14 protein-coding genes are annotated in these 14,906 nt (G+C 35.4%); 12 read left to right on the top strand and 2 right to left on the bottom strand.

Going from position 1 to position 14,906, the window contains the following annotated elements; translation table 11 throughout:
• The first annotated feature begins 126 nt into the window (after positions 1 to 126).
• Both ACXYMZ_RS02830 and ACXYMZ_RS02835 read left to right on the top strand, forming a co-directional pair.
• On the top strand, positions 127 to 549 hold the full coding sequence (locus ACXYMZ_RS02830; protein ID WP_458946836.1) for a hypothetical protein: 423 nt from the start codon (positions 127 to 129) through the stop codon (positions 547 to 549).
• Positions 546 to 1,904: a tripartite tricarboxylate transporter permease gene (locus tag ACXYMZ_RS02835; RefSeq protein ID WP_458946837.1), complete on the top strand. Its 1,359-nt coding sequence runs from the start codon at positions 546 to 548 to the stop codon at positions 1,902 to 1,904. Before ACXYMZ_RS02830 ends, ACXYMZ_RS02835 begins: the two co-directional genes overlap by 4 nt.
• 131 nt (positions 1,905 to 2,035) lie before the next feature.
• Here ACXYMZ_RS02835 and ACXYMZ_RS02840 read toward each other — a convergent pair whose 3' ends face one another.
• Entirely contained in the window at positions 2,036 to 3,220 is a 1,185-nt protein-coding gene (locus ACXYMZ_RS02840; protein WP_458946838.1) for a thiolase family protein, read from the bottom strand.
• A gap of 487 nt (positions 3,221 to 3,707) precedes the next feature.
• Between ACXYMZ_RS02840 and ACXYMZ_RS02845 the strand changes: the two genes are divergently transcribed.
• The 10 genes from ACXYMZ_RS02845 (at position 3,708) to ACXYMZ_RS02890 (ending at position 13,782) form a co-directional block, all read left to right on the top strand.
• Entirely contained in the window at positions 3,708 to 4,871 is a 1,164-nt protein-coding gene (locus tag ACXYMZ_RS02845) for a thiolase family protein (protein WP_458946839.1), read from the top strand.
• Between the two features lie 15 nt (positions 4,872 to 4,886).
• Entirely contained in the window at positions 4,887 to 5,753 is an 867-nt protein-coding gene (locus ACXYMZ_RS02850; protein WP_458946840.1) for a 3-hydroxyacyl-CoA dehydrogenase family protein, read from the top strand.
• A gap of 30 nt (positions 5,754 to 5,783) precedes the next feature.
• A complete protein-coding gene (locus ACXYMZ_RS02855; protein WP_458946841.1) occupies positions 5,784 to 6,563 on the top strand; it encodes an enoyl-CoA hydratase/isomerase family protein in 780 nt (259 codons plus the stop codon).
• A gap of 20 nt (positions 6,564 to 6,583) precedes the next feature.
• Positions 6,584 to 7,720: a type 2 periplasmic-binding domain-containing protein gene (locus ACXYMZ_RS02860; RefSeq protein ID WP_458946842.1), complete on the top strand. Its 1,137-nt coding sequence runs from the start codon at positions 6,584 to 6,586 to the stop codon at positions 7,718 to 7,720.
• A gap of 171 nt (positions 7,721 to 7,891) precedes the next feature.
• Positions 7,892 to 9,202 carry a TRAP transporter large permease gene (locus ACXYMZ_RS02865; protein WP_458946843.1) on the top strand — a complete coding sequence of 437 codons (1,311 nt, stop codon included), beginning with the start codon at positions 7,892 to 7,894 and terminating at the stop codon, positions 9,200 to 9,202.
• A gap of 21 nt (positions 9,203 to 9,223) precedes the next feature.
• Entirely contained in the window at positions 9,224 to 9,721 is a 498-nt protein-coding gene (locus tag ACXYMZ_RS02870; RefSeq protein WP_458946844.1) for a TRAP transporter small permease, read from the top strand.
• Between the two features lie 18 nt (positions 9,722 to 9,739).
• The gene (locus ACXYMZ_RS02875) at positions 9,740 to 10,153 is read left to right on the top strand and encodes an acyl-CoA thioesterase (RefSeq protein ID WP_458946845.1); all 414 of its coding nucleotides are present in this window, start codon (positions 9,740 to 9,742) and stop codon (positions 10,151 to 10,153) included.
• Positions 10,143 to 10,922, top strand: coding sequence for an enoyl-CoA hydratase/isomerase family protein (locus tag ACXYMZ_RS02880; protein ID WP_458946846.1), 780 nt, complete (start codon positions 10,143 to 10,145; stop codon positions 10,920 to 10,922). The genes ACXYMZ_RS02875 and ACXYMZ_RS02880 overlap by 11 nt, the downstream gene beginning before the upstream one ends.
• 20 nt (positions 10,923 to 10,942) lie before the next feature.
• Positions 10,943 to 12,559 (top strand): class I adenylate-forming enzyme family protein, encoded by a 1,617-nt coding sequence (locus ACXYMZ_RS02885; RefSeq protein WP_458946847.1) that lies wholly within the window; start codon positions 10,943 to 10,945, stop codon positions 12,557 to 12,559.
• Between the two features lie 92 nt (positions 12,560 to 12,651).
• A complete protein-coding gene (locus tag ACXYMZ_RS02890; RefSeq protein WP_458946911.1) occupies positions 12,652 to 13,782 on the top strand; it encodes a zinc-dependent alcohol dehydrogenase family protein in 1,131 nt (376 codons plus the stop codon).
• 79 nt (positions 13,783 to 13,861) lie between these two features.
• Here ACXYMZ_RS02890 and ACXYMZ_RS02895 read toward each other — a convergent pair whose 3' ends face one another.
• On the bottom strand, positions 13,862 to 14,860 hold the full coding sequence (locus tag ACXYMZ_RS02895; RefSeq protein WP_458946848.1) for a LacI family DNA-binding transcriptional regulator: 999 nt from the start codon (positions 14,858 to 14,860) through the stop codon (positions 13,862 to 13,864).
• Between the last annotated feature and the right edge of the window lie 46 nt (positions 14,861 to 14,906).

The raw sequence follows: 14,906 nt of genomic DNA on the forward strand, positions 1-14,906 counted from the left end.
AGTAGTAAAGTACCTTGCTGTGGCTTTTATTTTACCACAAATGAATGCGCGTTGCATTACGTCTAACAAATCTGCAAAAGAACATAATAAACTAATGAGATTTTTACACGAAGGAGGCAATTATAAATGAGCAATACAGAAGAAAAGTCGGGTACATACGTTGAGGTTATTGGCGATACCGTCTATGGCAAGCATCTGATTTTTACAATAGCGATAAGTATCAGTGCAAGTTTGATTGGGTATCTCATAGGAAGTCAAATCTTCCCGTTGTTCGCTCCAGAGCAAATGATTCGTTCTTATTCATTAATGCTAGGAATAGCGGGAAGTTTATTAGCTTTAGTTATTAATACATTTTTATTCAAACCAAAGCGAACACTAAATGAAGTGCCTAACACGAGTGATGAATTGGAAGAGGTATATAAAAAGCTCGGCCTCGATATGGAAGTGGAGCGGGAATCAATAATGAATGATCCTGTGATTATGCAAGAAATGAAGGAACAAGGAATTTATGAGATGTTTATTAAGAATGAGGAGGACAAGCAAAAATGAACGTACTATTAATTGCGATTCTCCTAGCGGTTGTTGGAGGAGTTATTTTTACTCTAATTGGACTAGTCTCAGGCTCAGATGAGACAGCAGTTCTAGTGCCTGCAACGTTAATTGTTGTATTACTTGGCGCTCCTCCAGAAGCAATTTTTGCATTCTTTATGTCAGCAATTTTAGCGAAACATTTAACACATGCGATTCCCACCGCGCTAATGGGAGTACCTGGGGATACGACGGCGGCTCCGATGTTGGACCATGCGAACTTTTTACGTAGGATTGGGCTGCCGCATATAGCTTTAAGAAAAATGATTTCAGGCGGAATTATTGGTGCGTTTATTGCACTGCCAATTGCTATTTTATTTGCAGTATTCTTGAGTCAATTTGGAGAGTTTTTCAAAGAAAACTCCGGCATAATTTTCACAGGTGCCGCAGTTTTGATTGGTTATTTTTCCAAAGGTCGTTGGGCAAGTATTTTACTTATTGTGCCTTTGGCGTTGGTGATTCAAGGTCTGAACTTGGTGAGTACGACAATACTTGGCAACCCGCTAACGATCAGCTTCTTCTTAGGTATAGCGATTGGACCAATGCTTACTGATATTTTACTTGCGACATCAAGCAGTGCTCGTCCGCTAATTGAGAGAAAGCAAGCGAATGAATATAAACTCGCGCCTGAACAGAAGTCGTGGGCTGGCTATTTTCCGAATCCGTTTAAAGTGTTAACGAAAAAACAAACGGCAGCTGTAGGTGGGACGTCATTTCTTTCTTCTTTAACATTTGCACTTAGTCCAGTAGGTATGACGGCACTAATGGGTGAGCTTGTAGGTTCTAGAGTAAAGGGACAGTACAAAAAGTCGACGACGAGTTTGTCGACGATGAATGCTGTGACAGAATCAACTTATGTCGCAGAAACAATTATTCCGCTCGTTGCTTTCGGAATTCCTTTGAGTCCGGTTGCAATTGGACCTGCACTGGCGTTATTTAATGCGCCACCAGTATTTACAACAGAACCAGAAATTCATAATTTGCATACACTCCTGCAGCCAATTGATTTCTTGATATATGGTTTGATTGGGTTGATAATCGCTGCATTAATTGCCTATCCATTTTCCATGAATTTTGCACGTAAAGCTACGGTCTTCGTTTTGAAGAAAATCAATCAAGAAGCGATTATTGGAATGTTCATCGGAGTCGTTGTCTTGCTTGCCTTTTATGAGGGGGGACTCGTAGGTGTTGTAGTCACATTTGCGATTGCGATGGTTGGTGGATTGCTGAATCGATTCCTTGGAGTAGGCGTTGGTGTACAGTTTATGATCTTTTATGGGTCTGGGTGGATTATTGGGACGTTATTGGGTTTATAGAATGAGACATAGGGACGGTTCTCTTGTTGCACTGTGAGTGCGACAAGAGAACCGTCCCCATGTTGCAGTTAAAATAATAATGGAGAATAGAATAAAAAAAGCAATGTAATTGTGTGATTCTATAAAAATATTTAATTGGAATTCTTAATTACCATTGCAATCCCTTGGCCACCACCAATACATAGACTAATGACAGCGTATTTGCCATTCCTTCTTCTTAATTCATAGGCAGCAGTTAATGCTAGTCTAGCTCCACTCATACCGACTGGATGACCTAGTGCAATTGCTCCTCCATTTACATTTGTTATTTCACGGTTTAGTCCAAGTTCTTTTTCCACAGCCAGATACTGTGCAGCGAATGCTTCATTTACTTCCACTAAGTCCACGTCTTCAAGTTTTAAATTTGCTTTTTGTAAAGCGTCTTTGATAGCTGGAGCTGGTCCAATTCCCATTATATTGGGATCGACACCTTTTACTGACCAAGATAGGATTTCAGCTATTGGCTTTAAGCTATTGTCTTTTACCGCTTTTTCACTTGCAATTATTAGACTCGCTGCACCGTCGTTAATTCCAGAAGAATTTGCTGCGGTAACCGTTCCATCCTTCTTGAAAACTGTTGGTAAGTTACTGATGCTCTCAAGAGTAGTTTCAGGTTTAATATGTTCATCTTTATCAATGATATTTGAACCTTTACGTGACTTCACTTCGACTGGAACAATTTCTTCAGCAAAAACACCAATCTTTTGAGCTTTTGCTGCTCTTTGATGAGATAGTACAGCGTATTCGTCTTGCTCTTTTCGCATTATGTTGTATTTTTCTGCGAGATTCTCTGCTGTTACTCCCATGCCAAAGCCAGTGTATTCATCAAGTAATGTTGCTTGAAGCATATCCTGGAATTTCAGTCCTCCCATTTTTGAACGACTAAAACGTTGTTCAAAGTTTGCATATGGTGCTTGGGACATGTTTTCTGTTCCGCCTACGAGCGTAAAGTCAGCCTCATTCAATAGGATTTCTTGGACGCCTGAAATAATTGCTTGTAATCCAGATCCGCATAATCGATTTAAATTATACGCAGGAACTTCGTAGGAGAGTTCACTTTCTAAACCAACGTGACGTGCTATATACGCAGCGTTTGGCTCAGAATGAATTACATTCCCATATATCAAGTGATCAATTTGCGCTGGGTCAACAGAAGCGCGTAACATAGCTTCTTTTGCAGTGAATGTTGCTAAGCTTGTAGTAGTTAGCTGTGAAAAAGATCCCCCAAAAGATGTTAAAGCAGTTCTAGCACCATCTAAAATAAAAGCTTTTGCCATTCGTTACCCTCCAATAATAGTTTTTATTGCTATCAATCTCGTTTTTAGAATACATTAAATTATTATATTTGTATAAACTTTATCATCAGATAAATGTAAATACAAGTAGAGTAGGTTAAATAGAGAGCAAGCACACGTTTGCTGTAACTATTTAACTTTCACTTATGTGTTTGTAATGAGTGGTTTATCATAATTGATTTATATTCTGAATAAAAAGTTATTGACAACTGTACTAAATTGTTTTAGACTTTATTTTATATAAAAAATTAAGAAAATTATCAGTAAAGTTTAGCGACAATATCAAAAACTCACTTTCAGTGATTTATGAATACGATTTCACAATTAACAAAAGGATAATATGTATAAAAGTGTATAAGTACTATATTTATGCTAGTCCTATGAGCTTTTCTTAAGTGTGTTCAAAATTGGTTACGTATTCATAAGCTGGTTTGGTTCTCAATTTTATAAAACTTTTAGGAGGTTTAAGATGAATGTTCCTGTAATTGTATCAGCTGTTAGAACGGCAATAGGAAAGAGAGGAGGAGCTCTGAAAGATTTACATCCTTATAAATATGGAGGAGAAGTCATAAGAGAAGCAGTTAATAAAACAAAATTGGACTCTCGTGAAATAACAGATGTCATCATGGGAAATTGTTTATCTAATGTAGGGAACATAGCTCGAATGTCAGCGTTAGAGGCACAGCTAGATGTTTCCGTTCCTGGAGTTACAATTGATCGACAATGTGGTTCAGGTATAAATAGTATCATGATGGCGGCTCAAATGATTAAAGCTGATGGTGGAATATACGTCGCTGGTGGAATAGAAAGTATGACACTAGAACCATACCTACTAGAAAAACAATCGAAACCTTTTAATCAGCATCCACCCAAGTTTCTGAGTAGAAATTTAAGTCCTGAAGAAATTGGGGATCCTCCAATGGGCATTACAGCAGAAAATCTAGCTGAGAAATACAACATAAGCTTTGAAGAACAAAATCTGTATGCACTAGAAAGTCAAAAGAAAATGGATCGAGCGATGTCAAAAGGTTATTTTGAGGACCAAATTATCCCTATAGAGATACATACGAAAAAAGGTCCGATTAATTTTTACGAGGATGAACACCCAAGAAGAAATATATCTTTGGAACAACTTAACAGTTTGAAACCGATTTTTAAAGTGGGTGGAACTGTGACGGCAGGAAGTTCCTCAGGAATAAATGATGGAGCAGCTGCTGTCGTAATGATGGTTGAAGACGAAGCGATTAATAGAGGACTAGTACCATTGGTACGTGTAGTTGGCTATGCAGTGACAGGGGTTGATCCTAATTATATGGGAATTGGGCCTGTGCCTGCAGTACGAAAAGTACTTGCAAACACAAATTTAGCTTTAGAAGAAATGGATTTAATTGAAATTAATGAAGCATTTGCTGCTCAAGTACTTGCCTGCCATAAAGAGTTAAACTTTGATATGGAAAAAGTAAATGTTAATGGTGGTGCAATCGCACATGGCCACCCTATTGCAGCAACTGGAACAATTTTAGCTACAAAACTAATTTATGAATTAAAAAGAAGAAATCAAAGATACGGACTTTTAACGGCTTGTATAGGTGGTGGTCAAGGGATAGCAGTTATTTTAGAAAATATAAGGTAGTTACGGGGGATAATAATGGACATTAAAGATATTAATAAAATTACGGTCATAGGATCTGGACTCATGGGGTCACAAATTGGCATGGTATGTGCACTAGCTGGCTATAGAGTAACAATTAATGACATTGATCAAGGAAAATTAGATGAAGCAAAAAATATGCTAGAAAAACGAATGCATAGAAGGGTAGAAAAAGGTAAATTTACTAGAGAAGAATTTGAAAGCGTATTCAGTAAAATAACTTTTAATACAGACCTAGAAAGTTCTGTAAACGATACAGATTATGTTATTGAAGCAATTGTTGAGAAAGTAGAGGTAAAGCAAGAGCTGTTTAGCCAAATTGATAAATTAGCACCAGAACATACAATTATCGCATCAAATAGTTCAACAATTGTAAGCTCAAAAATGGCTGAACATACGAATAGACCAGAAAAGGTTTGTAACTTTCACTTTTTCAATCCAGCTTTAGTCATGGAATTGGTAGAAGTGGTGAAAGGAGAGCACACTTCAGAAGAAACAGTAAATGTGTCACTGGAGTTAGCAAAACGGTTAAATAAAACTCCAATCTTAATTAAAAAAGAAATTCTTGGTTTTGTTACGAATCGTATCTTAACAGCAATCTTTGATGAAGCACTTTATCTCTATGAAAATGGATATGCTTCACTGGAAGAAATTGATATCGCTTGTAAAAAAGGGTTGAACCATCCGATAGGTCCATTTGAATTACTAGATTTAACTGGTATCGATTTAAATTATCATATCAAAGAATACATCTATAGTGAAACCCAAGACGAGAAGGATAAACCTTCTCAATCATTGACTGAAAAATACCGCAAAAAAGAATGGGGTAAAAAATCTGGAATTGGTTTTTACAATTACAAGTAACTTCCATGAAAAAAGAGAGGAGTTGTATGCGTGGAGTATTCACATATATTACTAGAATACGTAGATTCCTACGCTACCATAACGATCGATAGACCTAAATCGTTAAATGCATTAAACTTTGAAAGTTTATCTGAAATAAAGAATGCCTTAATAAAATGTCTAGAAAATGACTCAGTGAGTTCTATAGTTTTCAAAGGAGCTGGAGATAAGGCTTTTGTAGCTGGTGCAGATATAAAAGAATTAAAAGAAAAAGATATGATTTCAATGCTCAAAAATGAGGGTTTTCAAGATTTATTCAATTTTATTGATGAATATGAAAAGCCGACTATTGCGGCGATAGACGGGCTTGCATTAGGTGGTGGATGTGAGTTGGCGTTGGCTTGCGATATTAGAGTGGCGACAGAAGCATCTATATTTGCCTTACCAGAACTCAACTTATCCATTATTCCTGCAGCAGGCGGTACACAAAGACTAGCAAAACTAGTGGGTGCTGGAAATGCATTATATATGATTTTGACTGGTAAGAAAGTTACTGCTAAGGAAGCAAAAGAGATGGGATTAGTAAACGAAGTAGTAGCAAAGGAGAACTTGGAAGAAGTGGTTAACGATATCACTAAAAATTTAGCTAATAAAAGTTCAATAGCTTTAAAATTAGCGAAAATATCAGTTAAAAAAGGGGTGGATGCAAGTAATGATGTAGGACTTATATTAGAAAAGATTTCTCAAGCTTTGTTGTTCACAACAGAAGATAAAAAAGAAGGTATGGAATCGTTTATTGAAAAAAGAAAGCCAAATTTTGTAGGAAAATAAAAATGAAATGGGGATTAATTATGAAAATCAGTAAAAGTATTTTATTTAGCCTTATGTTTGCAATGATTTTATTAGTAGCTTGTGGATCTGATGATGAGACACCTGATAATGCACAAGCGCAGGATGGTTCAAGTAATATAACAGAACAGAAATTTAGAATTAACGCTGGGCTTTCCTCTGAGGATAATAACGTAGCTGCCTTCACTGCACCATGGATTGAAGAAGTAAAAAATAGAACGGATGGGAAAATAACATTTGATGAGTTTTATTCTCAAGAACTAGTGAACATGGGAGAAGAAGTAAGAGCCCTAAAAGACGGTACAATAGATATTGCAGCTCCTGTATTACCGACGTACAACCCTGATCAATTTCCATTATCTGATATTACGATGCTCCCATTAATTAGTGGGGACTCCAAAGTTGTGGCACGAGCATTTGCAGATTTAATAGCTAGTGATGTTGAATTAGTTGACGGACAAACATTTGTAGAATATGAGTATGGTAGACATGGTATGAAAGCATTACCAGTGCAGCCGATTGCAGACTATACAATTGGATTCGTAACAAAAGATGAAATTAAATCTGCTTCTGACTTACAAAACCTTTCTTTAAGAACCGGTGGAAGAGCTCATGAAATATTCGTTAGTGAACTAGGATCTGGCTCAGTATCTATGCCGTGGAGTGAGGAATTCGAAGCACTTAGTAGAGGAGCAGTTGATGGTAACGTAAGATCTGTTAATGATTACGAACCATATGGATTTGATGAATTAATTAATCAAGCGCTAGAAGGTATTAGTTTAGGAAACTTCCCATTCATTTGGTTAATGGATGAAGAGAAATGGAACGAACTTCCTGAAGAACTTCAAACAATTATGGAAGACGTAGCATATGAACTTGCAGAAACTGATGTGAAATTAGAAGCACAAGCAGCAGCATATGATAAAGCAGTTGAAAAAGGAATTAAATTTGTTCATGTAGATACACTTGATGAAGATGCCCAGGAATTATTAGAAACAGCATCTATTAATACATGGCATGCTTGGATTGAGTCAAAAGAACAAGAAGGTCATCCAGGTAAAGAAGCTGCTAAGTTATGGAGAGACTTACTCATCAAGCATGGTGGAGAAGTACATGGACCTATCTTAGATATTGAGTAATTAATAAGAGAATAATAAATAAAATATTAACTCTGTTGGAAAGTATGTAGGATTTAATAATATTCATAAAGACATTACATACTTTCCAACATTTAATTTTAAGTAAAAACTAGCTAATATTTCATTGATTTTATGGGTTCAATTTTCAGAAAAATGTTAGGAGGTTATCATGTGTCGATAGGTCTAATATTTACAATCGTCATTATTCTTTTTATAGTATTTTTGGCGTTTGGCATGTACATACACTCCATATTACTCGCGGCAGGAATAATTGGAATTGCTTTGTTAGAAGGTCCTTCTTATATAGTTGGTTTCCTTCAATCCGATCCTTTTTTGAGAACAACGAGTTACACGCTTACCACGATCCCTTTATTCGTTATTATGGCCCAGTTCGTTGTTAAAGCAGGCATTGTTGAAGACCTATACAATTTTGTTTTTAACGTGTCAAAGGGGAAGAGAGGTCTTTTAGGCATATTGACTATTATTGCAGGTGGCTTTCTTGGAGCTGTCTCGGGTTCAACAAATGCTTCTGCAGCAGCAATGGGACAAGTAGCCGTCCCGCAGTTAATAAAGCGTGGGTACAATGAAGGAATTGCTGGAGCAACCGTTGCAGCAGCAGGTTCATTATCTAGTGTTATTCCACCAAGTATTGTCCTGATTTTATGGGGAGTTGCTACTGAAACTCCAATAGGAAAATTATTTATTGGTTCTGTCATTCCAGGCATTATTATAATGGTGATTATATCGATTGTGATGCTGATTTTTTTGAGATTTTATAATGGTAAGAAAGAGGATCTCCAGAGTACTGCTTTTGTAAAAGAAACGCTTCCTACATCCAAAGTATTTGTAGCACTAGGTCTCACTGGAATGATAGTAGTAATCGTATTTGGTGGGATATATTTAGGCTTTTTCACACCTACAGAGGCTGGGGCGGTTGGAGCATTCGCAGGTTTTCTTGTGGCACTATTCATAGGAAAAGTAAATCTCGATTTTTTAAAAGACTCATTTACGGAAACAGTAAAAATAACTGCAATGATATTAATGATTATGATTGGAGCACAAATTTTCGGTAGATTTGTATCGTTATCACTATTACCTAGGAAATTAATAAGTGCATTGAGTGCACTCATTGAGTATCCAATTCTTATTTTAATAATTATTGCAGCAGTATATTTTATTCTATTCATGTTTATTGAGGGTGCTGCGGTTATTGTTATGACTGCGCCGATTGTATTACCGCTAATCAATGAAATAGGTACTGATTTGATTTGGTTTGGTGTATTAGTAGGAATTTTATGTACGATAGGTTTATTAACACCACCGGTTGGACTAAGTGTTTATTCCGTAGCAGGTGTAACAGGCATAAAAAATACTGTGATTTTCAGGTATGCGCTTCCTTATGCTCTTATTATAACGGTAGTAATATTTGCTATTATGGTAGTGTTCCCGGAAATTGTAACGTGGTTACCAAATAGAATGTAAAAATGGAGAGGAGATGAAAATATGCATGCGAAAATTGAAAAGTATTATCATTCCTTTGGAAAAGTGAGAGATTTAGGTATGTATTTGAGTGGGTTCATCGTCTTTATTATGATGCTTTACACTTGTGCCGATGTTGTATATCGAAATATCCAAGGATTTTCTCCGCTTTACGCATATGAAATTTCACAGAGTTATTTCATGCCGCTTATAATTTTTCCGGGTCTGGCTTTTGCATTCAGTACTGGAATTATGCCAAGAATTGATTTTATTGTAGAGAAGTTTAGTAAAAACAAACAAAAATTAATACATGTAATTTTATTCGTTATTGAATTAATTTTAATTTTACTTTTAATTGTTTACGGTACGCAATATATGATACAAGCCATTGAATCTGGTCAATCTTTTACGGCTGGGGGAAATAATTTTCCTTTATGGCCAGTTATTTTATTTGTACCACTTGGATTATTGATGGTATTTGTGGAAATTATATTTCAATTATTGAAAACCATTTATAAGTAATTATATAGGGAGGTAACTATGTTTAGGACAGTCATTACTCCAAGAGTTTCTGAAACCGATGGGGTTGGCCATATAAATAACACTTTTATTCCAGTGTGGTTGGAGGCTGGAAGGAACGAACTATTTAAGATTTTTAATCCTGATCATTCATTTGATAATTGGCGCATGGTGATTATAAAATCAACCGTCAATTACAAGAACCAAATTTATTTCGGGCTAGATGCAGAAGTTAAGGTATGGGTTAAAAAGATTGGAAATTCTAGTTTGGAATTATATGAAGAGATTTGGCAAAATGACACGCTTTGCGTAACAAGTGAAACAGTTTATGTGAATTTTAATAAACAACTAGGAAAATCTGAACCAATCTCAGATGTTATTCGTGAAGAGCTAGCAATACATTATTATAAGGATGGAAAAAATAATGAAGAATAAAGTTATCTATAATATTTCAAATAATATCGCGACGATAACGTTAAACCGAACGGACGCATTAAATGCTTTGGATAATGACATGATTTGGGGAATCTATGATTTTCTCGAAACCTGTAAAGTAAATGACGACGTGAGAGTAATCGTTATCGAAGGGAATGGGAAAGCATTTTGCTCTGGTGATGATCTTGTAACAATGGCTACTGAAGACCGCCCAAATCCCACTGATAAAGTTCTTGAACTAAGACAAGGATACCCCATGTTAGTAGAGCAAATTAGAAGTGTACCTAAACCTGTAATTTGTAAGGTTCACAAATATGCTTTAGGAGCAGGTTTTGAAATTGCATTAGCTTCAGACATGATTATTGCAAGGGAAGATACGAAATTTGGGTTACCATTTGTATTAAGGGGTATGGCTTCTGGTACATATCTCTTACAAAAGTTTATTGGTTATCATCGTGCTACTGAGCTATTGTTTACGGGGGATATGCTTACAGCGCAGAAAGCAAAAGAGTGGGGCATCGTGAATAAAGTTGTTGATGAAGTAATGTTAGATGCAGAAGTTCAAACAATGGCTGAAAAACTTAGCAAAGGCGCGACGAGAGCAATTGGCTTAATGAAAGCTTCTTTAAATAATGGGGAAAATCAATCAATGCATGTAGCTTTTCAGGAGCAAGTGCTTGCAACTACTTTATCATTTCAAACAGAAGATTACGCGGAAGGAATCAATGCATTTAAAGAAAAAAGAGAAGCTAATTTTAAAGGTAAGTAAATACATTGGAAGGTGATTAAATGGAATTACAAATGAAAAATAAACCAATTCATGAATACTTGGAAGAAAATGCGTTGGAACATCCTAATAAGGTAGCTATTAACTTTTATGGGACAGAAATTACTTATCATGAATTAAATACGTATATTAATCGAACTGCAAGCTTCTTAGTAGCGAATGGTATCCAGAAAGGTGATGCAGTAGCGCTTTTTATGCAGAATAGTCCTCAATTTATAATTGGTTACTTTGCAGCTCAAAAAATAGGGGCAATTCCTGCACCTTGCAATCCAATGTTTAAAGAGTGGGAACTCCAATATCAACTGAATGATTTAAAAACGAAAGTAATATTCATTGCGAATAATTTAATGCCTATCCTATCTAGTGTGATTGAAGAAACAAGTATACAGAAAGCAGTAATAGTAGATTATGAGACTTTTCTAGATGAAAATGCAATTAAAAATTTTTCAGAGCCTAAGGGTAAGGATTATAAGGAAGATCATATCATTAGTCATTTAGAGGACATAATTAAATCTGATCTTCTTGGAAATATAGAATCTCCTGAGATTGATATGGTAAATGACACGGCTTTAATCATATATACATCTGGTACGACAGGATCCCCTAAGGGTGCGATGTTAACTTATAAAAATTCTGAATTTAAGACTAACTGTTTAATTCAAACTTATTCTTTTGATAAAAACGATATATTCTTAAGTGTGATGCCAATTTTTCATATCGCTGGGATGGTACAAGGAATGCTGTCGCCTTTAGCGGTGGGGAGTACGATAATTTTATTAAGTAGATTTGATCCTAAGAAATTGCTCCAATGTATTGCAAAATATAAGGTTTCAGTATTATACACAACCCCACCGATGAACGTAGAAATGTTGAAAATCGAAAATATTAGCGATTTTGATCTCTCTTCGTTGCGCTTAAATATGACAACTAGTTTTGGGATTCAAATCAATAAAGATATATCTGATCAATGGGAGAAATACGCAAACGTACCATTATTTGAATGGGCATATGGCATGAGTGAAGCTCATACTGGGAATTCTTTAATGCGCCCAAATGAAATTAAATATGGTACACATGGGAAACCAACATACATGACAGAGATAAAAATTGTTGACCCAAATGATTATACAAAGGAAGTAGCAAGTGGAGAAGAAGGAGAAATTATCCTGAAAAGTCCTAGTGTTTTTAAAGGTTATTTAAATCGGCCAGAAGCAACGGAGGAATCATTAAAAAACGGATGGTTTTTAACTGGTGATATAGGTAAATTTGATGAAGATGGTTATTTAATATTTTTAGGAAGAGTAAAAGAAATGATTAAATGCTCTGGGTATAGCGTATATCCGGAAGAAGTAGAGAAAATGTTGATAAAACATCCAAGTATTGAAGCTGCAGCAGTAATTGGTATTCCTGATGAAAAAAGAGGCGAGTCTGTAAAGGCGTTTGTGGTTTTATCAAATAGTGGGACAGAAATTACAGAAGCTGAAATCATCAGCTGGGCTAAAGAAAGAATGTCAGCTTATAAATATCCTAGAGAAGTATCTATAGTTTCGGAATTACCAAAAACAAGTACTGGAAAGTTATTAAGAAGGTTACTTAAAAATAAGCAAGAAGAGCAATAATTAATTTAAAAATGATGGATGAAATAATAGATGACGATCATTTTGTACTTTAACCTAGCTTTAAAATTTAGTAATGGAAAGTGGTGTTTAAAATAAAAACAAAAGTTGCAATACTTTATGAAGCTGGTTTACCTACCCCCTATTCGGAAAGTAGGCCACTTCAAATTGAAACAGTAGAATTACAAGAACCAAGAGCAAATGAGGTATTAATTAAAATTAAAGCAATCGGATTATGTCATTCTGATTTGTCAGTTATTAATGGTAGTCGACCACGTCCAACTCCGATGGTCTTAGGCCATGAGGCTGCAGGTAAAATCGTGCAGTTAGGTGAAAGTGTAAAGGATTTTGAGATTGGGGACCATGTCGTTTGTACCTTTATACCAAGCTGCGGCTATTGTGATTTTTGTAGAGAGGGTAGACCTGCTCTCTGTGAAAACGGATCGGTCGCAAATAACAAGGGGGAAATGTTAGAGGGAGGAAATAGATTCAATCGTAATCAAGATTATTTACACCACCACCTAGGTGTCTCCGGGTTTGCTGAATATGCTGTAGTTTCTACGAATTCAATCGTTAAAGTTGATCGGGATATTCCATTCGAAAAGCTTGCTGTTTTTGGCTGTGCTGTAATTACTGGCGTTGGAGCAGTAACGAATACTGCTAATATTAGTATGGGAAGTACAGTGGCGGTAGTAGGTATGGGTGGAATCGGATTAAATAGTTTACTAGGTGCTAAACTTGCTGGTGCACGTGATATTATTGCAATTGATATTAACGATAGTAAATTAGAAACTGCAAAAAAATTAGGTGCTACTGACGTATACAACTCAAAGGATGAAAGCATTGTGCAACAAATAAAAGAGAAATATGATGGTGGAGTTGACTATGCATTTGAAACAGCTGGTGTTGTTCCAGCGATGGAGGTTGCTTATCAAGTGACGAAAAGAGGTGGAACAACCGTGACAACAGGACTTCCAGATCCGGAGCATAAATTTGCCTTTCCGCAAGTCACGCTTACAGCTGAAGAAAGGACAATTAAAGGGTCGTACGTAGGTAGTTGTGTTCCGACCAGAGATATTCCAAGATTTATTGAGCTTTATAAACAAGGAAGACTACCAATTGATAAATTGTTAACCGATACCATATCATTGGATGAAATTAATGAGGGGTTTGATCGTTTAGCAACAGGTGATGTAGCAAGATTAGTAGTCAAAATGGATGAATAGCAACTATCTTTTAAAAGAAAAAATAAAGTAAGATACAATAAAAGATATTGTTTCAACTTTATTTTTCCAAACTACAATTTTAAATTTTTCGTACTGTACCACGATTGATTAGTTTTGTATCTATAGTTTTATGTATTACACCAGAAGAATTATCTTTATTATTGATTAAATCGATTAAATATTCGATAGCTATTCTTCCTATATTATCATCATCTACAGTTCCAACAGTGCTTAATTGAATTGTTTGATGTGCACTAAAGTTTACATTATCAATACCGATGATACTTATATCTTCTGGGATTTTAAAGCCATTTTTAATTAGTATATCCATAACATAAAATGCGATTGAATCAGTAGCAGCAAATATCGCGGTTGGACGATTTTTTCTAGCAATTACTTGAATTGTTTTCTGATGGACATCCTTTTCAGTAGTATCTGTAATAATAGTGTTTTCTTCTTTAATAGGTAGTTCATAATTATGTAAAGCTTTCAAGAATCCTCTATGTCTATTATAAAAAGTAGAGGTTGATAGCGTACCACCTATCCATACAATTTCTTGATGATTGTTGTTAATTAGGCATTCAGCTGCTAAGAAACCTGCTTTAAAGTTATCTATTTCAACAAAATTACCTTCCTTTTTATGCTTACGGTTAAACATTACAAAAGGAATATTATGATTGATGAGCTTTTCATAGACAGGATCTTCATATAAAATTGAAGATAAAATAATGCCATCAACTTGATGGCTCAAGACATCTTGATACACATTAAAATTATCACCTAAATCGTCAAAATGTACGTTTATACTAAATCCTTTAGAATTTGCAAACCTTACAATTGATGTAGTAGATTCGGCAAAAAATGGGTTATGTAATTGCCCAGAGATTAATGCAATTGACCTCGTTTCTTTACTTACTAAAGAACGAGCAATAGAGTTTGGCCGATAATCTAAACTTTTAATTACTTCAAGTACTTTTTGTTTCGTAACTGGATTTACTTTATGTGGTTGATTTAATACTCTTGATACAGTTGATTGTGATACATTCGCAATTCTAGCAACATCTTTTGAAGAAACCATATATGAGCCTCCTTTGACAAACAATATTTATTAAATTTAATATTAT

The sequence above is a fragment of the Oceanobacillus sp. CAU 1775 genome (assembly GCF_054482815.1).

Excerpts from the sequence above, each read along its gene's own strand:
- ACXYMZ_RS02830 (WP_458946836.1), top strand. The coding sequence starts at position 127 with ATGAGCAATACAGAAGAAAAGTCGGGTACATACGTTGAGGTTATTGGC.
- ACXYMZ_RS02835 (WP_458946837.1), top strand. The coding sequence starts at position 546 with ATGAACGTACTATTAATTGCGATTCTCCTAGCGGTTGTTGGAGGAGTT.
- ACXYMZ_RS02840 (WP_458946838.1), bottom strand. The coding sequence starts at position 3,220 with ATGGCAAAAGCTTTTATTTTAGATGGTGCTAGAACTGCTTTAACATCT.
- ACXYMZ_RS02845 (WP_458946839.1), top strand. The coding sequence starts at position 3,708 with ATGAATGTTCCTGTAATTGTATCAGCTGTTAGAACGGCAATAGGAAAG.
- ACXYMZ_RS02850 (WP_458946840.1), top strand. The coding sequence starts at position 4,887 with ATGGACATTAAAGATATTAATAAAATTACGGTCATAGGATCTGGACTC.
- ACXYMZ_RS02860 (WP_458946842.1), top strand. The coding sequence starts at position 6,584 with ATGAAAATCAGTAAAAGTATTTTATTTAGCCTTATGTTTGCAATGATT.
- ACXYMZ_RS02870 (WP_458946844.1), top strand. The coding sequence starts at position 9,224 with ATGCATGCGAAAATTGAAAAGTATTATCATTCCTTTGGAAAAGTGAGA.
- ACXYMZ_RS02875 (WP_458946845.1), top strand. The coding sequence starts at position 9,740 with ATGTTTAGGACAGTCATTACTCCAAGAGTTTCTGAAACCGATGGGGTT.
- ACXYMZ_RS02880 (WP_458946846.1), top strand. The coding sequence starts at position 10,143 with ATGAAGAATAAAGTTATCTATAATATTTCAAATAATATCGCGACGATA.
- ACXYMZ_RS02885 (WP_458946847.1), top strand. The coding sequence starts at position 10,943 with ATGGAATTACAAATGAAAAATAAACCAATTCATGAATACTTGGAAGAA.
- ACXYMZ_RS02895 (WP_458946848.1), bottom strand. The coding sequence starts at position 14,860 with ATGGTTTCTTCAAAAGATGTTGCTAGAATTGCGAATGTATCACAATCA.